The organism is Porphyromonas crevioricanis, assembly GCF_900167225.1.
Taxonomy (GTDB): domain Bacteria; phylum Bacteroidota; class Bacteroidia; order Bacteroidales; family Porphyromonadaceae; genus Porphyromonas; species Porphyromonas crevioricanis.
On sequence record NZ_FUXH01000006.1, the window covers coordinates 64,374 to 88,657 of the forward strand.

General features: G+C 46.8%; 17 protein-coding genes and 1 tRNA gene. 10 read left to right on the forward strand and 8 right to left on the reverse strand.

All coding sequences use genetic code 11. The features are described 5' to 3' along the window. Positions 1 to 110 precede the first annotated feature (110 nt). Entirely contained in the window at positions 111 to 1,124 is a 1,014-nt protein-coding gene (locus B5D48_RS04840) for an aspartate-semialdehyde dehydrogenase (protein WP_036888281.1), read from the reverse strand. 279 nt (positions 1,125 to 1,403) lie between these two features. On the opposite strand from B5D48_RS04840, the gene B5D48_RS04845 reads away from it, so the two are divergent. The 4 genes from B5D48_RS04845 to B5D48_RS04860 all read left to right on the forward strand — a co-directional run bounded on the left by B5D48_RS04845 (position 1,404) and on the right by B5D48_RS04860 (position 5,456). Next, positions 1,404 to 1,479 (forward strand) — tRNA-Gly (locus B5D48_RS04845). A 173-nt stretch (positions 1,480 to 1,652) separates the two neighbouring features. Next, on the forward strand, positions 1,653 to 2,372 hold the full coding sequence (locus B5D48_RS04850; protein WP_023935707.1) for a MarC family protein: 720 nt from the start codon (positions 1,653 to 1,655) through the stop codon (positions 2,370 to 2,372). A 288-nt stretch (positions 2,373 to 2,660) separates the two neighbouring features. Further along, on the forward strand, positions 2,661 to 4,700 hold the full coding sequence (gene rho / locus B5D48_RS04855) for a transcription termination factor Rho (RefSeq protein ID WP_023935708.1): 2,040 nt from the start codon (positions 2,661 to 2,663) through the stop codon (positions 4,698 to 4,700). A 39-nt stretch (positions 4,701 to 4,739) separates the two neighbouring features. After that, positions 4,740 to 5,456: a Bax inhibitor-1/YccA family protein gene (locus B5D48_RS04860; RefSeq protein ID WP_023935709.1), complete on the forward strand. Its 717-nt coding sequence runs from the start codon at positions 4,740 to 4,742 to the stop codon at positions 5,454 to 5,456. 140 nt (positions 5,457 to 5,596) lie between these two features. Here the strand turns inward: B5D48_RS04860 and B5D48_RS04865 are convergent, their stop codons facing one another. Together B5D48_RS04865 and rseP are read right to left on the reverse strand one after the other, a co-directional pair. Then, positions 5,597 to 8,167: an endonuclease MutS2 gene (locus B5D48_RS04865; RefSeq protein WP_023938604.1), complete on the reverse strand. Its 2,571-nt coding sequence runs from the start codon at positions 8,165 to 8,167 to the stop codon at positions 5,597 to 5,599. 13 nt (positions 8,168 to 8,180) lie between these two features. Further along, positions 8,181 to 9,500, reverse strand: coding sequence for an RIP metalloprotease RseP (rseP, locus tag B5D48_RS04870; protein ID WP_023938606.1), 1,320 nt, complete (start codon positions 9,498 to 9,500; stop codon positions 8,181 to 8,183). Positions 9,501 to 9,920: 420 nt separating this feature from the next. Here rseP and B5D48_RS04875 point away from each other — a divergent pair, with 420 nt between their 5' ends. From B5D48_RS04875 to B5D48_RS04885, 3 genes are all read left to right on the forward strand, one after another. After that, positions 9,921 to 11,123, forward strand: a complete 1,203-nt coding sequence (locus tag B5D48_RS04875; RefSeq protein ID WP_023938611.1) for a hypothetical protein — start codon at positions 9,921 to 9,923, stop codon at positions 11,121 to 11,123. A 9-nt stretch (positions 11,124 to 11,132) separates the two neighbouring features. After that, positions 11,133 to 12,761, forward strand: coding sequence for a GLUG motif-containing protein (locus tag B5D48_RS04880; protein ID WP_023938612.1), 1,629 nt, complete (start codon positions 11,133 to 11,135; stop codon positions 12,759 to 12,761). 541 nt (positions 12,762 to 13,302) lie between these two features. Beyond that, positions 13,303 to 14,637 carry a T9SS type A sorting domain-containing protein gene (locus B5D48_RS04885; RefSeq protein WP_023938616.1) on the forward strand — a complete coding sequence of 445 codons (1,335 nt, stop codon included), beginning with the start codon at positions 13,303 to 13,305 and terminating at the stop codon, positions 14,635 to 14,637. Positions 14,638 to 15,397: 760 nt separating this feature from the next. Here B5D48_RS04885 and B5D48_RS04895 read toward each other — a convergent pair. Next, positions 15,398 to 16,714, reverse strand: a complete 1,317-nt coding sequence (locus tag B5D48_RS04895; RefSeq protein WP_143742809.1) for a DUF6080 domain-containing protein — start codon at positions 16,712 to 16,714, stop codon at positions 15,398 to 15,400. 34 nt (positions 16,715 to 16,748) lie between these two features. After that, positions 16,749 to 17,330: a phosphoribosylglycinamide formyltransferase gene (gene purN, locus B5D48_RS04900; protein WP_036888285.1), complete on the reverse strand. Its 582-nt coding sequence runs from the start codon at positions 17,328 to 17,330 to the stop codon at positions 16,749 to 16,751. 259 nt (positions 17,331 to 17,589) lie between these two features. On the opposite strand from purN, the gene B5D48_RS04905 reads away from it, so the two are divergent. From B5D48_RS04905 to rnc, 3 genes are read left to right on the forward strand one after another with little or no spacing between them, the layout of a single operon-like run. Next, complete coding sequence (locus tag B5D48_RS04905; protein WP_023939024.1) at positions 17,590 to 17,823, forward strand: acyl carrier protein; 234 nt, start codon at positions 17,590 to 17,592, stop codon at positions 17,821 to 17,823. A gap of 29 nt (positions 17,824 to 17,852) precedes the next feature. Then, entirely contained in the window at positions 17,853 to 19,109 is a 1,257-nt protein-coding gene (gene fabF, locus B5D48_RS04910; RefSeq protein ID WP_023939023.1) for a beta-ketoacyl-ACP synthase II, read from the forward strand. Positions 19,110 to 19,152: 43 nt separating this feature from the next. Then, complete coding sequence (rnc, locus tag B5D48_RS04915) at positions 19,153 to 19,905, forward strand: ribonuclease III (RefSeq protein ID WP_023940648.1); 753 nt, start codon at positions 19,153 to 19,155, stop codon at positions 19,903 to 19,905. A 515-nt stretch (positions 19,906 to 20,420) separates the two neighbouring features. Here rnc and B5D48_RS04920 read toward each other — a convergent pair. Genes B5D48_RS04920 through B5D48_RS04930 form a run of 3 tightly spaced genes read right to left on the reverse strand, consistent with a single transcriptional unit; the run spans position 20,421 to position 24,241 of the window. Beyond that, positions 20,421 to 21,443, reverse strand: coding sequence for a glycosyltransferase (locus B5D48_RS04920; protein ID WP_023940645.1), 1,023 nt, complete (start codon positions 21,441 to 21,443; stop codon positions 20,421 to 20,423). Continuing rightward, positions 21,431 to 22,903, reverse strand: coding sequence for a cysteine--tRNA ligase (gene cysS / locus B5D48_RS04925; RefSeq protein WP_023938112.1), 1,473 nt, complete (start codon positions 22,901 to 22,903; stop codon positions 21,431 to 21,433). Before cysS ends, B5D48_RS04920 begins: the two co-directional genes overlap by 13 nt. 54 nt (positions 22,904 to 22,957) lie before the next feature. Further along, positions 22,958 to 24,241 carry a nucleoside permease gene (locus tag B5D48_RS04930; RefSeq protein ID WP_036889910.1) on the reverse strand — a complete coding sequence of 428 codons (1,284 nt, stop codon included), beginning with the start codon at positions 24,239 to 24,241 and terminating at the stop codon, positions 22,958 to 22,960. Between the last annotated feature and the right edge of the window lie 43 nt (positions 24,242 to 24,284).

Sequence of the window (24,284 nt, forward strand, 5' to 3'; positions counted from 1 at the left end):
GATCATTCGATCCGGTTGGGGTTTATTCCTCTCTACCCTCCTAATTGAGATTAGATAGGCCGAATACTCCCCTATTTCGGGGCGTAAGATAGACAATGTTTCGAATTATGCTACTTCAAATCTCCGTGGGCAATGAGCCACTCGGCTATCTGCACAGCATTAAGAGCAGCCCCCTTGCGTATTTGATCACTTACGCACCAAAAACTAATTCCATGGGGGTTCGAGAGATCTTTTCTGATGCGCCCAACAAATACAGGATCTTTTTCTGTCACATGTAATGGCATTGGATATTCCCCTTCTGCAGGAGTGTCTACCAATACGATACCGGGAGTCTCCGAGAAGGCCTTTCGGACTTCATCTATCCTCAACTCATGTTCACATTCTACCCATATTACCTCGCTATGCGCTCTCATGACCGGCACACGCACACATGTGGCACTAACAAGAATATCACTATGCATAATCTTGCGTGTCTCGTGATACATCTTCATCTCCTCCTTGGTATAGTCGTTGTCCATAAATACATCCACTTGAGGAATCAAGTTGTACATCAGTTGATGTGCAAACTTCTTCACCGTTACCTTGCGTCCCTCGACTAGCTCTCTCGACTGCTCTTCCAACTCTGCCATGGCCGAAGCTCCGGCTCCACTGGCAGCCTGGTAGGTAGCAACATGTACACGACGAATATGTGAGAGCTTCTCAATAGCTCCCAAAGCAACCACCATCTGTATGGTTGTACAATTAGGATTGGCTATAATGCCTTTGGGGCGACTAAGAGCATCTTCCGGATTGATTTCGGGTACCACCAACGGCACATCCTCCTGCATACGAAATGCATTAGAATTATCTATCATCAGACAACCATATTTGGTGATTGTTTCGGCATAGGCCAAAGAAACGCTCCCTCCTGCCGAACAAAAAGCCACATCTATATCCTTAAAATCTTCTGGCTCTTGTCTGAGCAACTGTACTGTATATTCTCTACCAGCAAATAAATATGTACTACCTGCCGAACGCTCCGAACCAAAGAGCGTAAGCTGACGAATAGGGAATTGTCTTTGTTCCAACACTCGCAACAACTCTTGCCCCACGGCGCCACTCGCACCGACGATGGCGATATTCAATTGTTTCATTCTATTTATTGTCTTCTATTGTGAGAAAGCCATTTACCATCAACTCTATCCAAAATAAAAAGAGAGAGGCAAAGCTCCGGAGCACAAACCCAGCCGAAATATTCACCTCCTCTGTCAAAGGTATATCAAAAAACGAAGTTTTATGTGGGAAATAGAGCTAGCACATTCCGACATCAAGCTGTTGCATTCAATACAGAAAAGTGTTTGCTCAAAACGATCATTTTTCTACCTTTGTAGCCGATAGGCGGTTTTTCTGCATCCGCTGATCATGCGGTAGTAGCTCAGTTGGTAGAGCATCAGCTTCCCAAGCTGAGGGTCACGAGTTCGAGCCTCGCCTACCGCTCCACTTGGGTCCCTTGTGTCTGCAATCGGCCTAGACCAAGGCTACGATCCCTCCCCTCAGTACTTTTGTTCTGTCCGTATGTGCATTCGTGAGCCTCGATAGAAGTTGAAAGAGAGAGGAGTATATTCGAGTGTAGGATCTTAATGCATGTACCACTATTTAACAACAAAAACCACATGTGGAATGAATTTTTAGCTGACCTTGAGAGCTTCGACCTTCGAGCTATTTTCAGTGCTTTTATGATTTTGTTTGTAGCTATTGATACAATAGGAGCTATCCCTATTGTTCTTAGCCTAAAAACTCAGGGTAAAACAATCAGTCCCAACCGTATCTCCCTGTACTCCGGGGTTATGCTCATAGCTTTCCTTTTCGTTGGAGAGCCCATGCTGGGTTTCTTCGGTGTAGACATTTCCTCTTTTGGAGTAGCCGGAGCTGTCGTTCTTTTCGTATTGGCTGTGGAAATGATTTTTGGGATACAAGTATTCAAGGATGATGGGCCGAGCAACAGTAGCACAATCGTACCTCTTGTTTTTCCCCTCTTCGCCGGAGCTGCGTCTTTCACTACCATGCTTACCCTGCGTGCCGATGGTTTTGCCGTAATCAATATACTCTGCGCCCTGCTGATCAATGTATTGGCAATCTTCCTCATGCTTAAATATGTGGGACCGGTAGAAAAGTTTTTAGGCGAAGGTGGAGTATATATTCTGCGCAAATTCTTCGGAGTGCTGCTATTAGCTATCTCAGTGAAGTTTTTCACTGGCAATCTTCTCAAGATCATCGACATGAGTAGTTCTGCCGATGAAAGTGCAACGCGAACAGAGCAATTGCAAACGACTCCTTCCGAAGTACCAGTGCAGGCAGACACAACTGTGCTTTCTGCTTTTCTCCGAAAGTGAGAGGGAATGAGTGTGCCTCGGATCCACAATCCGTATGCCTTTGTTCCTTATTAAGACGATATTCTATATATTTGCGATGCTCAAAGGATAGAAAATGTTCCTTTGATATCGATTTTGGGGGTGAGAGCATACTATCGTATGCCAGAAGAGGTCTTTCCGAGAAAAACAGAAAGGATGAGTCTCTTTTATTTTCAATTTGTTTTACTCGCCTAAAGTCAATTGTCAATTGCATCCCCTTCCAAAACAAAAAGAAAAAACATCAAGTATCAATACAGATAGGAGTTCTTTATGCAGAAATTCACAATAGTAGATTTGAGTGCCAAATCGGAAGAAGAGCTGAAACAAATAGCACGTGCACTGGATTTGAACTTGGACAGCAACCCTTCCAAACAGGATCTGATCTACGGTATATTGGATGAACAAGCCATTGCCATGGCCGGAGCACAGGCTGACAGACAAAAAAGCAGAGAGGAGCGACGAAATGACCGTAGGGCTCCTACCGACAACCGTAACAACAACCGCCGAGAAAACTCCGGACAAAAAGATGAAGAATCAGCTACTCCGGTAGACAATCAAAAAATACGTGCCAAGCTGGAGGCCGTAGAGAGCGTTATAGATCCCAATGTGGTTGTTGATTTGGCCAAAGAGGTAGCAGGCTCTGGGAAAAGCGTGGAAGAGATTGCTCAAGAACTTCCCAAACGCCGTCGAGGTCGTCCCTCTAAGGAAGAAGTGGCTGCTCGGGAACTTGCTCTGAACATCCTCACTCAGGCCGCATCTCAAGTACCCCAAGGTGATATGCAAGAACCAGTAGAGAGAAAGCAAATTCACCCAGCCATCCTTGATATAGAGGAAAGTAATAAACCGCAGCCAACCGCTCGCCCCAGATTTGAGTCAGAAGAGAAAGCCGAAAAAAACATTCAACCCAAGCAAGATCAGATGGGGGAAGAAAAAGCGACAGAAAGCGAAAGCACTGATCTGACTAGAATGGTATTTAAGCATAATGACTCCGGATCTTCGGTACTTGACCAAGTCTTGCCTTTCAACAGCAAACCGGTTCAGCCCAGAGTGGCTCAGTCCAAAAGAGTAGTCTCTCAGCGTGTACCATCGCATACACCCGGGACTCGCCAACAGCGGCAACAAATGGCTCAAAGCACAGTGGAACCAATAGCACAAGAAAGCAATGAGCCATTGTATGATTTCTCCGGTATATTACAATGCACTGGCGTATTGGAGATTATGCCCGATGGATATGGATTTCTCCGCTCTTCGGACTACAATTACTTCACCTCACCGGATGATGTATACATCTCTCAACAACAGATCAAGGCCGCAGCTCTTAAAACAGGCGATGTGGTGGAAGGCACAATCCGCCCTCCCAGAGAGGGAGAGAAGTATTTCCCCTTTGTTGACCTGATTTCTGTAAATGGTCGTAACCCGGAGGAAATCAGGGATCGTATTCCCTTTGACCACCTCACACCTCTATTTCCTGATTCGAAATTCAAGCTCGAATGCCCCAATGTAGCCTCAGTCAACGACAAGACAGCTGTACGTATAGTAGACCTTTTCACTCCTATCGGAAAAGGGCAACGTGGTCTGATTGTAGCCCAGCCTAAGACAGGTAAAACGATGCTGCTAAAGGATATAGCCAACGCTATTTCTGCTAACCATCCGGAGGTTTACATGATGATCCTGTTAATTGATGAACGCCCCGAAGAAGTAACCGATATGGCCCGTAATGTGGATGCCGAAGTCATTGCTTCTACATTCGACGAACCGGCCGAACGCCATGTGAAGGTGGCCGAAATTGTGCTCAACAAAGCCAAACGCCTCGTCGAATGCGGACACGACGTAGTAATCCTACTCGACTCCATCACCCGCCTGGCGCGTGCATACAATACAGTTCAACCGGCATCGGGCAAAGTCCTCTCCGGGGGTGTCGATGCTAATGCTCTGCAAAAACCCAAACGGTTCTTCGGTGCTGCCCGGAATATAGAGCATGGAGGTAGCCTTACCATTTTAGCTACAGCTCTGCAGGAAACAGGATCGAAGATGGACGAGGTGATCTTTGAAGAATTTAAGGGTACAGGTAACATGGAGCTGCAATTGGATCGCAGACTTGCCAACAAACGACTGTTCCCAGCTGTTGATATTGTGTCTAGCAGCACTCGAAGAGATGATCTAATCTTGGAAGAAACAGCACTGAACCGTATGTGGATCCTCCGTAAATATCTATCGGATATGAACCCTGTGGAAGCTCTTGAGTTCGTCAAACAACGACTTGAGATGACCGGTTCCAACATCGAGTTTTTGGCAAGTATGCAGAATTGAGTTGATGCAGTTTTCAGATAACCTACAATTGTTACAACCATGATAGATTACAATGAACAACCAACCAATCACTACGAACAGTCCTATGCGATAAGTTCGGAGGTTACTTCACGATTGATGTGCTCTGTTTTCCTATGGATGACTATAGGCTTAGGCATCAGCGCTTTGGCAGCCTATATCATACATGACAAGCAGTTCGACATTGCCTTGCTGCAGTCCAGAGGTTTGTATTTAGGCTTGTGTATTGCGGAGTTTGCCTTGGTGATGCTTCTCTCAGCAGCCATCAGACGTCTGTCTTTCGGATTAGCAACCCTCATGTTCGGGGCTTACGCCTTGCTCAATGGAGTTACGATCAGTCCGATATTACTCATGTTTACAGGTAGTTCGGTCATGACAACTTTCCTAATCACGGCCGGCACATTTGGGGCAATGGCTATTTTGGGCTACACGACCAAGATGGATCTGAGCAAGATGGGGAAACTTCTCTATATGGCTCTCATAGGCCTATTGATAGCCATTGTGGTAAATCTTTTTGTAGGTAGCTCCATGATGGACCTTATAGTATCTGGAGCCGGAGTCTTAATCTTCACAGGCCTGACGATGTATGACGTAAACAAGCTGAGAAAGCTTTTTGGTCAGGCATATGAAGAGAACGAAGAGACACGCAAAGTAGCACTGCTGGGAGCCCTGACTCTTTACCTTGACTTTATCAACCTCTTTCTATTCGTGTTGCGCTTTTTGGGCAACAGACGATAAACAAAGCATTCCAATTCTATGATCCGGCTCTGCCGGGCGCAAAAAAAGCGGCACGACCCTTTCTCCGGGTCGTGCCGCTTTTTTTTATAAACCTTGGAGACATGGAATCTCTTTAGAATGAGACTATTCCACAATCCCACTCAGTTCAAATCGACCACAGTGATACCAGCTCCTCCGAACTGTACATGTTCATCTTTATATTGCCGTACTCCCACCACTCCACTCAAATAGTCCCGTATAGCCATCCTCAAAGCTCCGCTTCCGGTACCATGGAGAATACGCACTCGTGGAACAGATAGCTGTATGGCATCATCGACAAAATAAGCCACAGCATCAATGGCTTCGGCTGCTCTCATACCTCTCACGTCCAAATCGGCCTTAAACTGAAGCCGTTTGTTATGTATAGTATCTATCACATTGGAGTGACGTGACACTCGCGTATCACGCAGCTGCTCCTGCTGCTTATCGGCTTGCTCCTGCTCTCGCTCATTGGGTAAAAGGATCTTATCTATCGACACATTTACTTTGAGCATCCCGAGGGCTACACATACATCCCGGCTGTTAATCTCCAGTATTCGACCGAGGGCTTGCTGCCCTTTAATTTTGACCAAATCACCTACCGAAAGGTCATCCAAGCGAAGAGAACGAGGAGGAGCAACCGGAGATTGCCGCTCAGGTTCGACAGGCAAACCAGATGTAGGGACTTTGCCCACAGCCTTACGTTCTTTGCGACGTTTTAGCTTTTCCAATTCGCGGGTATAGCGATCATCTTTGGGCTGTGAGTTGGCTGTTTCAGTCTTCCCCAATTCGGCTATTTGTCTGCGAAAATCCTCCAATTCTCTGCGAGCTTTCAAGGTCTCTTCTCGTTCGGCCTTGGCTTCTTTGATGCTTCGAACCGTCCCTTCGATGCGACTACGAGCTTCGTCCAACAAGCGTCCGGCCTCGGCAGCAGCCTCTTTGTAAAGGCGTTTGCGCTCTGTATCAAAAGACTCCAACTGCCGGGCATACTTGTCAGCACTCTCTGTGAGGCGTTTTTCTTCCCGACGTATCTTCTCTCTCTTCGACTCCCAATAGCGTTTGTCACGGATAATATCTTGCAGATATTTATCCATATCGGTATAATCTTGCCCAACAAGCTCGGAAGCCATATCTATCACATCTTCGGGCAAACCTGTCTTGCGGGCAATCTCAATGGCAAAAGACGATCCGGGGCGACCTATGCTGAGCTTAAAAAGAGGGCGCATCTCATGTCTGTCGTAAAGCATAGCGGCATTGACGAGCCCGCGGGTATCATCGGCAAAGAGTTTGAGATTGTGGTAGTGGGTTGTTACCAAACCTCGGCAACCGGCCTGATTAAACCGATGCAAAAGGGCCTGCGCAATAGCTCCTCCAATACGAGGTTCGGTACCCGATCCGAACTCATCGATAAGCAACAAACTGCGCTCGGAGGAAAGGCGGATAAACTCTTTCATATTCTTCAGATGCGAGCTGTAGGTACTCAAATCATCCTCCAAACTCTGTTCATCCCCAATATCAATAGCCAGACAACCGAATATGCCTACCCGGCTGTCTGGCGAAAGAGTCGGCAACAAACCGCATTGCAGCATATATTGGACAATACCGACTGTTTTGAGACACACACTCTTTCCCCCGGCATTGGGCCCGGAAATAACCAGTATGCGATTATCGGAAGAAAGCGTAATATCCAATGGCACCACCGAACGCCCATGCTCAGATAGAGATTGCTGTAATACGGGATGAGTAGCTCCTACCCACAACAAATCCGGCTGGGGAGATAGATGTGGTAAATTACCATTGAACTTGTGAGCAAACTTGGCCTTGGCTACAATCAGGTCGAATTGAGCCAAATAGGCAATTCCTCTTATGATCTCTTGTGCGACACTCCTAATTTGAGCAGTAGTCTGTATGAGAATACGGATAATTTCTCTACGCTCCTCTCCTTCCAGTTCTCGAAGCCTGTTGCCAGCCTCTACCACTTCAGCCGGCTCCACAAATACGGTGCGCCCGGTGGTGGATTCCCCCTGAACAATCCCACCCAAAGCTCTTTTGTGAGAAGGGATGATCGGCAACACCACACGGCCATCCCTGACCGTAGGCATGGCGTCAGCTTCCATGTACCCTTCGGCCTTGGCATGGCGCATCGCTCGCTCTATCAAGCGACTCATTTGCCGCTCAATCTGACTTATCTCTCGCCGAATAGTTCCTAATTCCGGTGAAGCCGTATCAGCAATCTTGCCACGTACATCAAACAGAGACGCAATATGCCGGCTCAGATCAGGGTATGTATGACAACCGGAAAAGACCCGTTGCAGGTAAGGAACCGTTATTTCATTTTCGGGGACATTGTGTGCAGCCACAAAGGCAACAATTGCCTCTATCGACTGCATAGAGTGGAGTACCGAGAGCAGCTCCTCCTGCTCCAAGTAAGTCCCCTCGGGCCGTATCCTGCGGAGAGCCAACCGACAGTCTGTCTCAACAATAGAAGGGATTGGGCGCGATTGCCTTATCAGCAGAAGCATTTCAGCTGTCTGATGCAGCCAGGCTTCGATAGAGGTAAAATCGTCTGTTGCATGGAGATTTGAGACAAGTTCTTGCCCCAGTTCTGATCCGCAGTAAGAAGAGAGTAAACGACGCAGCTCATCAAAGCCAATTTTTGCCTCGAAATTCGAGGGATAAATCCGAAATGACATTTACCAAATGAGCTTAGAGGAAACGAACCAAATCCTTCACATTGGCATATATCATCAGGGCAAAGAGAAGAAACATACCTATCAACTGTGCCCGGATAAGCCATTGCTCTTTCATCTTACGTCTTGTGATCATCTCGATCAACAAAAAGACAATATGCCCACCATCCAATGCCGGGATAGGCAAAAGGTTCATAACCGAGAGAATCACAGAGAGCAAAGCTGTCATACTCCAGAAAGCACGCCAATCCCAAACAGGAGGGAAGAGATTCCCTATACTCCCGAAACCTCCTATTTGCGAGGCCCCCTCGGGGGTAAACACATACTTCATATCCCCGATATAGCCCTTGAGCGTTGTTACACCCAACCGAACTCCAGCCGGGACAGCCTCTATCAAATTGTAGCTGTGATGATCTACCTGATACAGCTTAGAAAGATCCATCTCCGTGAGTACACCGATTTGCCCGGCAGTATCTATAGGAACAGAAAGATCCAAGACCTCTCCATTACGCTCAAAAGTCATGGGTACAACTTGGCCTCTACGGCTATGTATCTCTGCCCTTGCTTGGCGAAACTCGTCCACTTTCCGCCCCTCTATGGCAAGCAGTTTGTCACCGGCTTTCAGCCCAGCACGCTCGGCTGGCTTGCCGGGAACTACCTCTCCCACTACAAAAGGGAAGCGGATGTACATCAACCCTCGGCCATCGAGCAGGAGACGCTTCATCAGATCATCTGGCATCAGCAGAGTCGTATCTACGCCCTCGCGGCGAACCTGCACACTCTCAGCCTGCGCTACCGAACGCATGAAACCAGCATCGAGAATATCGGCAGGACGACCATCTGTAGCAAGAATAATGTCTCCATCCCGGAAGCCGGCATACTCTGCCACAGGCGAAAAGGCCATACCGTTCTCTATACGAGCAGACGGGAGTTCGTCACGCCCCCAAGTGTAGATGATCCCGGCGTAGATGACTATTGCCAACAGGAAATTGAAGACAACACCAGCAACCATGATCAAGAAGCGTTGCCAAGCCGGCTTGGAACGAAATTCGTAGGGCTGAGGAGTAGTGCCTTCGATCGAACGATCCAGCGACTCATCTATCATTCCATTAATCTTGCAATATCCTCCGAAAGGCAGCCAGCCAATCCCCCATTCCGTGTCACTCCCTTTGGGTTTGTACTTAAAAAGCGAAAACCACGGGTTGAAGAAAATATAGAACTTGTCAACTCTCACACGAAACAAGCGAGCCAACAAATAATGCCCCAACTCATGCACAAGCACCAGTATGGTGAAAGAAAGCATCAGTTGAACGAACTTGATCAATATAGTACTCATTGTATGTATTCGTCTTCAAACTATTAGTGCGGGCAAAGATACGCACTTTCGGAAAGGGAGGCTTCCGGTAAAAGCAGGTCCACACAATCGAAGACCATTGCATAGGCACCAAGAGGCTATCTCAGCAGCTTTTTGCCGGACTTTTCAAAATGCAGCAATCACAAGAGCTCGAGGTAGAGAACAAAAGGAACATATTCGGATGGACAACCGAATCCAAAAGTCTATAGATAACGCAACAAAAGCTGTATCACAAACAATCTCAACCGGCACAGAAAAGCGGAATAATATACCTTTGCCCTGCACCGACACCAAGGCAAGGTCTCTACACACCCGGAGACAGAGACCGGCCTGCCGGAGCAACGGATACCAAGACTCTCCGGGGCCATTATGTTCTAATCTCTAAAACAGGTTTATACGAGTATGAGAAAGTATTACTGGGGGTTGTTCACCCTGCTTGCAATGATCGGCTTTGGCAACTCGGCCTTAGCTCAAACGGAGACGATCTCCATTGTTTTTGGCAAAGGAATGCACAGTGACGATGTGCGCAAAGTAGTCGTATTGTCTGCTCCGAGTGGCCCCACCGGTGAGCTGAAGCCCGATGCAGATCAATATACTTACCATGCTGTCAAGGGATCCAACCTACGCTTCGAGGTTGCCCCCCGCAAGGGATATGTAGTCTTTGTGTGGAAGAAAGCGAACAAAGGCAACGAAAGGAAAGAAGAGTTCCCAGAGTCCTATAGCAACACATCAATAGAGATAGAGAGAGTAGAGAACTCAATCGAGATAGAGGCTGATATATGCCGATTGATCCCTGTCGTCTTCACTACCGAGGAAGAAGGTTCGGATGGCAAAGAGGTGAATGTAGAAGAGCAAGGAGAGTTCGGCCGAGCGATTGCCCCGGAAAAAGACGGTAAGACCTACATGCTACCAGAAAATCGAGGAGCCTATTTCGATCCCAAAACAAAGGAAGGATATAATATCCTTTGCTGGTCTTTCGGTGAAGGACTGCGTTTTCCGAGCCGTCCTGACCAGTTTTACAAGCAAAACGTTCCCGAGGACTTTTACCTACACACCCGTTTCTACAAAGACGGAGAAACTCGCACAGTCACTTTCACACAGCCTCTCACAGCCGTACTCTCCTGCTTCAACCAAGGAGAGACAGGAGGTCCCGAGATCGGCACAGGTGCCAAGGTGACACCCGGCGACCCCATCCTCTTCCAAGTAGCACCTCCAGACAACCCCAGTGGAAAAGTGAGCCTGCATCATTGGGAAATAAACGGCCGAGAGTATGTAGACAGAAAGGGTGAATATTATATAGACAACTCCCTCTCTTGGCCTGCCGATGAAGATCTGAATGTGAAAGTCGTGCCGATGGCTGAATACACCTCTACTGAAAACATAGCCCGGCAGACTCAATTCGAATACAGCTATCTGGCAGCAAGCCGGAAAATTGTTGTCCGCACTTCTTCTGAACAAAGCATAGAGCTGCTGGACATAAGCGGCAAAAGTATTGCAACGGTGTATCCTCAAGCCGGTAGCGCAGAGATATCAGCATCAAACCTGCCAGAAGGTACCTACCTGTTGGCACAAGGACGTTGTGTAGGCAAACTCATGATCAAATAAGAGTAGCCCATGAATATGCATCTACACTCAGTAGCAAGCAAGATCTTGCTTTGGTTTGCATTGCCCATGCTCCTTCTGCCTATTGTCTCCAAAGCTCAAGAAGGAGCAGAGCAAGAAGAATATCCCTACCACTTGGCCGCAAAACCGGAGAGAGGCAGTGGCTCAGCTGAAGATCCTTATCAGATCGATCACATATATCAGCTGGTCTGGATGGCGCAACAAGTCAATACAACCAACGATCTGGCCGATGTACACTTCGTGCAGACAAAAGACCTTGACTTCAGTGAAACACAAAAGTGGGAAAACGGAGAGGGCTGGATGCCTATAGGAGGTTTCTATTCCATCGGTGGCATTCCCAAAAAGTTTGGCTTCCGGGGGCACTATGATGGTCAAGGATACAGGATAGTGAATCTGAAGATTAACCGTCCGAAATATCCCTACCAAGGTCTTTTCGGCTATATCAATAGCGGAGAAGTTCGTAACCTGATTATCGAAAAAGCCGAAATAATAGGTCAGGAAAATGTGGGTTGTCTCACGGCTTATGTACACAATAGCCATATTGTCAACTGCCAGGTGATAGACAGTCGTTCTCAGGGAAAAGACTTCTATGTCGGTCTGTTGGCGGGCTATCAAGATGGAGGATTGATAGAAGATTGCATCGTGAAAGGAGAAGTATATGGTCGGGATTATCTCGGTGGTATCACTTCCTGGAACAACGAAGGAGAAATCTCTGGCTGTACGATGGAGGGAAAGATAGTAGGGAAAGTCCCCGAAGGGACTCCGGAAGATGCTTTGGCTCGCGTAATAGGAGGTATTGCCGGATATATACGAGGCAAAATATCCTACTGTATGGCCAATGTAGAAATGACAGGCGATGAAAAAGTGGGAGGCTTGCTGGGAGTCGCTTCGCGTGCTGAAGTCCGCAGGAGCTATGTCATCGGGGGTTGGATTAAGGGGCAGACCTATGTAGGCGGTTTGATCGGAGAGAATGACACTTCGATCATCGAGGACTGCTATGCTCGTGCCAAAGTGCAGGGAGAGCGCAATGTAGGGGGCTTGCTTGGCTCAAGCTCATATAGCGATAGCCGGGTTACCCGCTGCTACTCCACTGGCGAAGTAAAGGCCGAGAATCCCAGCTTCGGAGGGGCTTTCATCGGAGTCAAGTCTACAGGAGTTGTCTCCAAATGCTATTGGAATACAGAAACCTCGAATATGCAAGAAGCTGTGGGAGGTTTCTATCACGAGGATATCCAATGCGATGGAAAGACGTCGGAAGAGATGAAGAAACAAAATACCTATGAAGGTTGGGATTTCTCTCAAGTATGGATGATATCTCCGAGCCTGAATGAGGGATACCCTACCCTGCGAGGAAAGGATAGCTATCCACTCGACAATGCTCATCTGCCAAACCCCACTATACAGCTTACAGCTACGGCAGACGGCTATCACATAGATAGTGAAGAAATGATAGAGCAGATAGATATCTTCTCGACGGATGGCCAAAAAGTGTACTCCCGTCAGGTAAAGGCTAATAGCTGCCGTGTGGCTACAAACAGCCTGCCAAAAGGCTTGCATGTCCTGCGTGTCAAGACTGGCCACAAGGCTGTAAGTTTCAAGCTTTTTCTTGACAGACGATAGAAGAGCATCTGTTGCAAGTCTTATGTCTGTAAGGTGGATACACCGGATCTTAGGGAAAAGAGCAAAATAATCTCCTAAGAAAAAAGGCAAACACAAATGAGGCTGTACTGAAATTCCATTTCGGCACAGCCTTGTTTTATTTTACCCCCCCCGGAATATGGACTTCAAAGAAAATGTGATGTGTACTGAGAAAGTTGACAGTTGGAGAGGGGAAAAGAGAGGGATAATAAAAAAATTGACAGATTCTGCTCGTCTTGGGATCCAGCAGGGCTAATACACATTCACCATAGACTACTCTTTTTGTCAAATACTCAAGAATACATTATCTTGGCCGCACAGAAAGAAAATAATTTTCATAGGACATGAAATCCTCTACATTAGTTTGTGGGGTTTCTGTAGGTGCCATGGAGGTCTGATGCAGCTCCGCATCCGCGGAGGGTTGTGTCCTATAGTAATAAACTTAAAAAGAGTATTACGGGAAAAGCACTTCAAACAATCCGCAACACCCCAATTCTCTTTCAATATTAATCATGTGGTCAGTATGAAAAGAATAATCCGTTTCTCCGTAACGTTTCTCGTGTTACTTGGGTTCTCTTGCCCAATAGGCCGAGCACAGTGGGTTTCGCTGGATCTTGAGAAAGAAAGACCCCCCCAAATCTCGTATCAATCACTCAAACTCATTGGCGATCAACTCTATTTCTTTTCCAAGGATGGTATTTACAGCAAAGACCTTGCAACCAATGCGCCTTGGCAAGGACCGACTTTCTCCGGGTCTAGTATTCTGAACTCTGTAATCCATGAAGAGGAAGCGTTTGCTCTTGCTTTTAATGGAGTGGAAGGCTCGCCAACGGACTGTCCTATCTCCTTACTTTACTCTCCGAATAAGGGGAAGACCTTTAAGGATATAACAGGGGAGATAACCTCACGATTGGATCTTCCTAAAGCCCCGAGGCAATATTTCTTAATGCAAAACCCTCAAAACGAAAAAGAACTTCTCCTACTCATAGACGATTGGGATGATATATTTCTCGTTTCCTCATCCGATTTTGGAAAAACATGGACACCAAAAGTTAGCATAGAGGAGGCGCATTCCGACCTGTCGACTCTTTCTGGAGCTCTGCTTGTCCCCTCTAATCCTAAACAACTCCTTCTCTATGGGGTATCTGCAAGCTATGTAGGATTTATATCGACTATCAATTTAGACGACTTTTCCGTGAAAAATTATGAGTTGAAGAAGACCGATAGCAATCTGGAGAATATCATCTATCACCCCTCCAATCCAAGAAGTCTTTTCGCTTTTTCTGGGATCAATAATATTCTTGTGAAAAGTGAAGATGGAGGCAACACATGGACAGAGAAAATACTTGAGGGTGGCTCCATGATTCTTCTCTCTACCTGCATTGATTACTCATCCCCCAGTACCTTATTCTTATTAGCCACATCCTCGGATAAGTATGAAATATACGTATCGACAGATGCAGGGAAGACTTGTCAGTTGTTCTTCACCGCAGATGCCGAGCTGGGGAAATTGTTGGATATATTGTGCTACAAAGATCGTCTCATCCTTCACTCCGAGAGAAAGGGGTTGATCTCAGTCCCTTTGACCGGAAGCAATCCCATAGAAAAAATTGATACACAAAAGTCCGAGCTGAAAGTTTATATGGATAGCTCAGGTAGGCAACTCCGCTACGAGACGGTCGCAAATAAATCGATCAATCGTGTTGAGCTCTCCGATCTCTCGGGGCAAATTGTCTTGAGAAACTTTCATGAAAGCCAGAGCGGAACACTGGATGTTTCATCTTTGACACCGGGTGGCTATATCCTCAATATCTACTTCTTCAATGGCCAAGTTGCCTCGTACAAAATACAGATATAGATACATGTACAGGCAAGCTCTATGAACATTACATATGTGTTCAATCTCTCCGACTGTCAACTTTTTCAGTACACGTCACACTATGTAGTTTCTTTTGTGAGATACCGCCTTCGCAAAATGTATAGATTTATTTCTCTTTGTGTTTTTCCGTTTCTCTTTTGCTATCTTTTTTCCGCCTGAAATGAGATCTCTATTGCCTCGTTTTTCTCTCCTTTCCGACCTCCACAGGTTCTATTTTTTCGTGACACGGGAGAGAACGAAAATTCTCTCCTGAGAAAAATTTTATTCTCTCCTGTGTTAGCAAAAATTCTCTCCTGTGAGAATTTTGACCCTCTCAGAATGCCGATGAATAGGGCATTTTGGGAAGCGATTTCGGGAGGCTCCCCAAAGAAGGTATTAGGTCGGATATTTGAGACCCATTTCTTCGATTTTTCTTGTTCGAGGCTTAGTTGCCATTTTACAAAAAACATCATCTTAAAGCCGTACAACAGACTCAGGACTTCTTTGCACAAGCTAAGAGATGGCAATCAATTGCCATTTCGCTCACCTTGCAGAATGTGGTAATTGCAAGGCATTGAGGCTATGAGGGTATAGAAGTATACTTGTCCCTAAGTGTCGATAATAATGCAATGAGTGCCTTGTTATACAGCAGTTCTCCTCAAGATCATAGAACCCGGAAGTAAAGCACAAAGGACGAGACACCCCCTCGTTGAGTATTATTTCGCAAATCTAAAAAGAGGAACAAGTCAAGATAGCAGCCTCACGAATACGGGAGAAGAGCCGAATTAAGCACCGTATCGAAGAGTACATCCATATTATGCCACAGCATCGCCATCGCTACGAATAGCAGAACACAATCCAGTACATATCGCATCCGGTTTTGTGCCTTCCGAGGGTAAGCATAGGCAGCCAACAATGCCGGGACAAAAACCCAATGTCCACCATATATAATAGCTTCTCTCATGCCGTAGTTGAGGAGAAGGTGGATAGTCAAATCGACAGCTATATAGCAGAGGATAAGATGGAGAGCCTTCTCTCTTCGCCCTCGCCAAATACCCAGTAGGCAAACGGCCAAGAGTGGCCCCAGCACGAACAAGTAGTTTTCAGAGCAATAGGGATCCGGTCTCCAGGTAATCTCTCCATTAAAATCCTGCAGACTCAAATCGGAGATGAACAACGGATGAGCCAAGAAAGCCTCAATGTGAGATTGGGAAGAAGGAAGCATCCAAGAGCTGACATTCCTCAAGTCTATCCACTGCATTTCTCCATGCCGCATCCAATAGGCCAACTGAAAGAACACAATAGACAACAAAAACAATAGAGTGAAACAGAGAGCCAAGACACAAGCTCGCTTAAAACCTCGCTTATACGGCTTCTGTATCAGAAGGGCCAAGGTGGGTTTGGCTACATTGCTCAGAGTGATCCCTCCGGCAATAAAAGACGAAGCCCAAACAGTACGTAATCGGTAGTAGCCATACAGCTGTCTATCTCGCTCAAGCAGGTAGAGAGACAGGATAAGAACAAAGAAACTGAATGGGTAATATTCGCAGGTAAAACTCAGTCCCAAAGCCGTAAAGCTCGTACCGGTGACAGCTGCAACAGCAATAGAGCTGACAAGAGGTAGTTTTTTGAGCCGGTAGGCATAGGCGAAAAGCAGTGCAACACCAGCTGCTACAAGTGTAGCCATGAGAGATATCTGGAAAAGAAAGTTCAGCCGAACCGGAACAATAGCAAGGCCAACAATACCGAAGAGCCAATGCCATGGTCCTACAAAGGGGTGAACAAAATCTTGCACCCCTCCTTTCCGGAAAAAGAAATAGAAGTTGTCGTATCCGAGCATTGCTCCGGGAAGAAAATCATCCTTCTCCAGATCCTCCAAGACAGTGGGTAATTGCAACTGGTATGCAAGCAGAGCAAGAGAGAGGTAACCCAGCCATACAATTGCAAAAAATAGAAGCTCTGCTTTGTGTCGATTGCCCCAAGCCTGCAGACGCTCTTTGTTCAAACTTTGCAAGGAAGAGAGAAATCCGAGGAAAACCTGTCGTGCCTCATGGCAAGAAGTCTTTATTTCGGACATATTCATCAGTGTTTTGCAGTTCCTCATTGTCTCCTCATTGCATTTGCTGCAACTCCTCAATGTATTGCTCGATGCAAATGGGATAATATCGGTGTTCGAGTCGGTGTATCCTTGCAGCCAGAGACTCAACCGTATCTCCGGACAAGACAGGGCAAGAGGCTTGACAAAGCGTTCGTCCATGGTCATAATGGTCATCCACCAAGTGCACACTGATACCACTGACAGTCTCGCCGGCAGCTATCACTGCCCGATGTACATGCTCACCGTACATCCCTTTGCCTCCATATTTGGGGAGTAGGGCCGGGTGAATATTCAAGATCTTATTGGGGAAAGCCTCCAAATAGGGAGCTGTAATGGGGCACATATATCCTGCCAAAACAATCAAATCGGTCTTCCATTTGTGCAGCAAATCGAGGGCCTGACCGCCCTCCAACAACTTTTCTCGACTTATATGTACAATCTCCACTCCCAATCTTTTGGCACGGTCATACACACCGGCCTGAGCTCTGTTGCACACGATCCCCACTATACGGACAGTCTTCGACACTGCAAAAAAATTACAAATCCGTTCCGCATTGGTTCCCTCCCCAGAGGCGAAAATAGCAATGTTCATCATCAATATTTTATTCTTCTTTATATGCACATCTTTCTTGGGTTTGTGCAAGAAAAAGCGTTTTTCCTCCTCTCAAATGGTGATTGTTCGAGGAAATTGTTGTTTCTTTGCTTGCAAATGTACGTAAGCTTTGCCGGATCAATCTCATTGCATACCGCATTGCAGGGTGGATTTGGGAAGCTTCATACGGAGAAAAAACAAGCCTGAATAATTTTATTTGGGGAAAAGGTAATGAGTGTTTAACCTATTAATAGTATTAGTTATGTCTGAAATTGAAGCAAAAGTACGCGACATCATCGTTGAGAAGTTGAATCTGGAACCTTCTGAAGTAACAATGGAAGCCAGCTTTACCAACGACCTTGGTGCAGATTCTTTGGATACAGTAGAGTTGATCATGAACTTCGAAAAGGAATTCGATATGCAAATTCCCGATGACGACGCTCGTGAAATCAAGACTGTAGCCGACGCTGTGGCATACATCGAAAGCCACAAGTAATTAGCTCGACTGATTCTCAAATTAGATTTATGGAACTGAAAAGAGTAGTCGTAACAGGAGTAGGTGCCGTTACTCCCTTGGCCAAGACAGCCCATGCTACATGGGATGCCCTCGTGGCCGGTAAGAGCGGTGCCGGCCCGATCACTCTCTTCGATGCGTCTAAGTTCAAGACCCAGTTTGCCTGCGAAGTAAAAGACTTCAATGCACTGGACTATTTCGATCGCAAAGAGGCTCGCCGTTTCGACCGCTATGCGCAATTTGCCATGGTAGCTTCGGACGAGTGTCTGAGCGACTCCGGTTTGAATCTTGAGAAAGTAGACAAAAATCGCGTCGGAGTGATCATTGCTGCAGGTATCGGAGGTTTGCACACTTTCGAATCAGAGGTGATGGATTACGACCCGGAGGCCGGCCCACGATTCAATCCGTTCTTCATCCCCAAGATGATCTCGGATATAGCAGCTGGTCAGGTATCCATTAAATATGGCTTCCACGGGCCTAACTATTCCACAGCTTCGGCTTGTGCTTCCTCTACCAATGCTCTTATAGATGCTTGTATGCTCATTCGTTTGGGCAAGGCAGATGTAATTGTAGCAGGTGGGGCAGAGGCACCTATCTGCGCTGCCGGAGTAGGAGGTTTCAACGCTATGATGGCCCTCTCTACTCGCAACGAGTCTCCTGAGACAGCTTCACGCCCCTTTAGTGCCAGCCGTGACGGCTTTGTAATAGGAGAGGGAGGATGCTGTATGGTGCTCGAAGAGCTGGAGCATGCCAAGGCCAGAGGAGCCCGTATATACGCCGAGTTCGTTGGCACGGGACTTTCTGCCGATGCTTACCACCTCACAGCCAGCCATCCGGAAGGATTGGGGGCACGTCTGGTGATGCAGAATGCAATAGAGGATGCTAACATTCGGCCGGAAGATGTAGACTATGTCAATGTACATGGCACTTCCACTCCGGTTGGAGACATATCGGAAACAAAGGCTATCAAGACTGTATTCGGAGATCATGCATATAATCTGAATATCAGTTCTACCAAATCCATGACAGGACACCTCTTGGGTGCTGCCGGAGCTATGGAAGCCATGGTAACTCTGCTTTCTGTTTACCACGATGTCGTACCGCCTACGATCAACCATGATCCCGAAGACAAGGATCCGGAGATCGACTATAAGTTGAACTTTACCTTTGGTCAGGCTCAACACAGGCCGGTGCGGGTGGCTCTCTCCAACACCTTCGGTTTTGGAGGTCACAATGCAAGTGTGATTTTCAAGAAGTACGAGGAATAATTTTCGAGATTTTCTTCCGATCTATACTTACTCAAATTAGGTCGTGTTAAGATCAATAATCGACTTCCTTAGATCCCCTTGGCGCAAACGCAGCTCAAGGGGATCTCTTGTTGCTCTCCCCTCTGTTTTGGGCTTTGATCCTGCCAACTGGGATTTGTATTCATTGGCTTTCAGGCACAGCTCTTGTAGCCTTACAGCCCTTGATGGCACGCAGATCAACAATGAACGATTGGAATTCCTCGGCGACTCCGTCTTGGCCACAGCTATCAGTCATTTCCTCTACTGCAAATACCCTCAATGGCAGGAAGGAGAGCTGAGCCAACGCAGAGGAATGCTTGTCAAAAGGGCTGTGAACAACAAGATTGCTCAGGAAATGGGACTTGGGCAGATGATCAACGCCAAGATGAGTATCAACAAAATGAGTCAGGATACTCTCGGGAACGCTTTGGAAGCCCTTATTGGAGCCATATTCCTCGACAAAGGGTATCAACAAGCAGAGACATTTGTCCATGAGAAATTCCTGCACGCATTTTACGAACTGGAAGGAGAACTGGAAGACGAAACAACAAACTACAAAAGCCAACTTTTGGAATGGGTACAGAAACACCACCTCTCCTTGGAATATAAGATGCTCCGAGAGCCGGGACGATCCAGGGGAGAGTTTGTCTGTGCCGTTGTTGTAAACGGCTTGCGTGTAGGTGTAGGATACGGACACAATAAAAAAGAGGCCCATCAGGATGCCTCTCACAATGCTCTGAAAGAGCTGACCAAAGCACAACAGACAATAGAACAATAGTTTTCTCTCCCTGCATCTCTCTAATAATCTCCCTCTTCCTTGTCTGGCATGGTTGAGGGATTTCTTTTAAGAATATCATAAAATCCACAGCAGCCTTTCCATAATAACTCTCGAATATGGCTATCCTTTCATAGGACTATTGCATTGTAAAAAGTATCGAGCATAGAGTTGTCGGTTGATACGGCAATTCTTTTATGGGGCTATTACAATGTAAAAAGGGCTGTGTCAAATAGAAATTTTGACACAGCCCTTTCCCCATAAGAATACTCTAATACTGCGTGAGTTCGATATAGAGAGACCTTTTATGTTATTCAAAATCGTGAAGTCCCTCAAAATAATCCCGACTTTTTTCCCTCTTGACAAAAAATGTGGGCTTCTATCGTTGGTACCCAACCCTGTCACTCGCAAGTCATCTTTTTCAGAAATGGAACAACTCTCATTTTAACACCAGTCCGATTTGTTCTTACATCGAACTCACGTTAATACTAATCTCCTAAAGAGAAAAGATCGATTTATCAGTCGTAGAAACTCTTATCGAAGGCTGTAAACTCCGATTTCCTCTGAATGTTTTTGCTCCACCATGCTCTCAAAAGACCTGTGCCATAACCGATCAACTGCACAAATGCAGCCGGTACAGAAAGACAGGCAACACTCAGGGAGTGGTTCTTGAGCAGGGAGTCTACAAAGATCATCAAGACATAAAGCAACAATGGGAGCAAAACCCAAGGGAAGAAGAAACTCAAGATCAGCAACACAATAAGCCCAATCGAAAATAAAGATGGGAGAAGGTGCACCAAGCGCATCGACCCCGAATGACGAGCCTCTATATGTATACGTGCCATTCCCGAGTTGAACACCTGCTTGAAAAACTTCTTGAAATCAACCCTCCGTTTGTGATAAACGGAGGCCTCATCGAAAAGGCAAACCTTGTATCCCTGCTCGAACAAACGGAGACTAAAGTCAATGTCTTCGCCAAAGCGCATATCCTCAGAAAAACCATTTAGCTTGGTAAATACCGAGCGTCTGCAGCCAAGATTGAAACTACGAGGGTAGAAGCGATCCAGCTTTTTCTTTCCCCCTCGTATCCCTCCGGTAGTGAAAAAGCTTGTCATGGAGTAGTTGATTGCCTTCTGTATATCGGAGAAGTCTTCGGCAGCTGTATCCGGCCCTCCGAAAGCATCGGCTCCCGTACGCAGTATGGCAGCTCTCACAGAACGAATATAGCCCGAGGGCAAAACGACATCGGAGTCCAAAATAATTATGTAGGCTCCACCAGCCGCTTTCACTCCGATATTCCGGGCCTTGGAAGGCCCCCCATTGGGGGTTACCAAATAACGTATAGACAGCAAATCCTCATAGCTCTGTACCTCCGCTTTACAGGGGAGTGTAGAGCCATCTTCCACAATGATGACTTCGAAATCCGAATCTGTCTGGGAAGTGAGACTCTGCAAAAGGTCGGCTATCTCTTGCGGACGGTTGTAAACCGGTATAACAAGCGATAGTCTCGGAGCTATCTGAGTCGTATTTAGAGTGTCCACTCTGTACCTTCTTTGGTGTCTTTGATTGTAAAGCCTATCTGTGTCAGTGTATCCCGAATCTTGTCGCTCGTAGGCCAGTCTTTGCGCATTTTAGCTTCGGCTCGGATATCGAGGAGCAAGTCCACCGCCTTGGCATAGGCTTCTGCCTTGCTGTCCTCAGCAGCGTGAAGACGATTATCCAATCCCAGTATGTCGAAAAGATAGGTACGGTAAGTCGTTCTCAGACTGTCGAGCTGCTCGGCCGTAATTGTGGCCTGCCCATTGTGTACGGAGTTAATAACACGAGAAGCATCGAATAAAGCAGCAATCACTTTTGGGCTGTTCAAGTCATCGTTCATAGCCTCTTCGCATTGCTTAGCCAAATCGGAGATCTCTACAGAGGACTCATCCGAAGGTTTCAATCCGTCGAGCAATGCTTCGGCTTCCCAGAGGCGAGCGAGAGCCTTTTCTGCAGCCTGGAGGGCTGAGTTGCTAAAGTCCACTGTACCTCGGTAATGTGCCCCAAGAATGAAGAATCTCACTGTCATGGGACTATAAGCCTGTTCCAAGGCTGGATGATCTCCGGTGAAGAACTGGTCGAGTGTGATAAAGTTACCGAGACTCTTCCCCATCTTCTGCCCATTGATAGTGATCATATTGTTGTGCATCCAATAGCGCACCATATCCTTACCTTGAGAGGCCACTGCCTGTGCAATTTCACACTCATGGTGAGGGAATACCAAGTCCATACCACCCCCGTGTATGTCGAATACCTCTCCCAAATACTTCTTGCCCATGGCCGTACACTCGCAATGCCAACCGGGGAAGCCTTCGCTCCAAGGGCTGGGCCAACGCATGATATGCTGTGGCTGAGCAGCTTTCCAAAGGGCAAAGTCGAGCGGTTGTCTCTTTTCGTCCTGCCCATCCAGACTACGTGTATTGCTAAGCATATCCTCTATGTTTCGGCCACTTAGTCGTCCGTAGTGGTGGTCGGCATTGTATTTCGCTACATCAAAGTACACAGAGCCTTTGCTCTCGTAAGCGTATCCTGCATCCAGAATACGTTGTACCAGATCTATCTGTTCGATGATATGCCCACTGGCCATCGGTTCTATACTCGGAGGGAGCACCCCGAGTTTATCCATTGTGCGGTGGTAGCGTGTGAGGTAATATTGTACGACCTCCATGGGCTCAAGCTGCTCCAGTCGTGCCTTCTTGGCTATCTTATCCTCTCCCTCGTCTGCATCATGCTCCAAATGACCCACATCGGTGATATTGCGCACATAGCGAACCTTATAACCTAAGTGCCGCAAATAACGAACCAGCACATCAAAAGTAATAGCCGGTCGTGCATGCCCCAAATGGGCATCCCCATAGACTGTAGGGCCACACACATAAAGCCCCACCAAGGACTCATGCAGTGGGATAAACTGCTCTTTCTTTCTACTGAGTGTATTGTATATATGCAGTGGATGTTCCATAATTTGAGGAGTTGAAGTTAGATATGTAAGTGTGATTGTTTGCTTCCGCTGGACCTATTCGCGAACCTGCTTGGCCGACTCTTTGTATTTGAAAAGGAGTTGGAACAAGATAGCTACCATCAGGGCATATCCGGCAAATATAAACCACACCGGCTGCCAATCCGTCCCCTCTGTTGGCCGGGTAAAGAGGTCCACCACCCAGCCGGAGGCAAAACCTCCGATGATAGCTCCTATACCGTTGGTCATGATCATAAACAGCCCCTGTGCCGAAGCTCTGATCTTAGGCGAGCAGACTCTTTCGACGAAGAGAGACCCTGAAATATTGAAAAAATCGAATGCCATTCCGTACACGATCATCGACAAGATAAGGAAAATAAAACCCGATCCGGGGTTCCCTATCCCGAAGAACCCAAAACGAAGTACCCAAGCTAACATGCTGATCAGCATCACGCGTTTGATGCCGAAGCGACCCAGTACGAAAGGAATAGCCAAGATGAAAAGAGTCTCGGAGATCTGCGACAAAGAAAGAAGTACATTAGGATGCTGCACAGCGAAACTATCTGCAAAGGAAGACTTGAAACTATCGAGGAAGGGGTTGCCGAAAGTATTGGTTACCTGCAGGGCAGCACCAAGCAGCACGGAGAAGATAAAGAAGATAGCCATCTGTTTTTCCTTAAACAGCACCAAAGCATCCAAACCCAAGGCCGAGATAAGGCTTTTCTTCTCTCCCGATCCTTTCCCTGCAAGCCCCAATGGAGGGCATTGAGGAAGAGTGAAACTATAGAGACCGAGTAAAACAGCCGAACCAGCTGCTATGTATAACTGCATGGGACTGCGCCCCGATCCACTCAAATCTACCAGCCACATAGCCAAGATGAAACCAACAGTACCCCAAACCCGGATGGGAGGAAATTCCTTGACAATATCCATTTGTTGCTTCTCCATAGCATTGTAAGCCACAGTATTAGTGAGTGCAATTGTGGGCATATAACACATTGAGACAAGCAGCATAAGAGGGTACATCAGGGTATAATCTTTGACCTGAGCTGTCGTAATCAGCAAACCGGCCCCCAGCAAATGCAAGATACCGAGTAAACGTTCTGCATTGATTCGTTTGTCGGCAATAATCCCAGCCAAACCAGGCATAAAAAGCGAAGCGATACCCATCGTACCATATATGGCTCCTACTTGCAATCCGGTAAAACCCAGACCACCAAGCTCTGCCGGCTTCATCATATAGCCACCAAGAGAGATCAACCATGCACCCCAAGTGAAGAACTGTAAGAAGTTCATCACGATGAGCCTCATTTTCAGAGAAAAGTTCGTTCTGTTGTTCATGTCAATAAAGCATAGACCATTCGGTCAAGTGTGTTGTACAATT

Coding starts and splice junctions, on each gene's coding strand:
- B5D48_RS04860 (WP_023935709.1), top strand. CDS start 4,740: ATGATAGATTACAATGAACAACCAACCAATCACTACGAACAGTCCTAT.
- B5D48_RS04895 (WP_143742809.1), bottom strand. CDS start 16,714: ATGTCCGAAATAAAGACTTCTTGCCATGAGGCACGACAGGTTTTCCTC.
- fabF (WP_023939023.1), top strand. CDS start 17,853: ATGGAACTGAAAAGAGTAGTCGTAACAGGAGTAGGTGCCGTTACTCCC.
- B5D48_RS04850 (WP_023935707.1), top strand. CDS start 1,653: ATGTGGAATGAATTTTTAGCTGACCTTGAGAGCTTCGACCTTCGAGCT.
- purN (WP_036888285.1), bottom strand. CDS start 17,330: ATGATGAACATTGCTATTTTCGCCTCTGGGGAGGGAACCAATGCGGAA.
- B5D48_RS04880 (WP_023938612.1), top strand. CDS start 11,133: ATGAATATGCATCTACACTCAGTAGCAAGCAAGATCTTGCTTTGGTTT.
- B5D48_RS04905 (WP_023939024.1), top strand. CDS start 17,590: ATGTCTGAAATTGAAGCAAAAGTACGCGACATCATCGTTGAGAAGTTG.
- B5D48_RS04930 (WP_036889910.1), bottom strand. CDS start 24,241: ATGAACAACAGAACGAACTTTTCTCTGAAAATGAGGCTCATCGTGATG.
- B5D48_RS04875 (WP_023938611.1), top strand. CDS start 9,921: ATGAGAAAGTATTACTGGGGGTTGTTCACCCTGCTTGCAATGATCGGC.
- B5D48_RS04885 (WP_023938616.1), top strand. CDS start 13,303: ATGAAAAGAATAATCCGTTTCTCCGTAACGTTTCTCGTGTTACTTGGG.
- rseP (WP_023938606.1), bottom strand. CDS start 9,500: ATGAGTACTATATTGATCAAGTTCGTTCAACTGATGCTTTCTTTCACC.
- cysS (WP_023938112.1), bottom strand. CDS start 22,903: ATGGAACATCCACTGCATATATACAATACACTCAGTAGAAAGAAAGAG.
- rho (WP_023935708.1), top strand. CDS start 2,661: ATGCAGAAATTCACAATAGTAGATTTGAGTGCCAAATCGGAAGAAGAG.
- B5D48_RS04865 (WP_023938604.1), bottom strand. CDS start 8,167: ATGTCATTTCGGATTTATCCCTCGAATTTCGAGGCAAAAATTGGCTTT.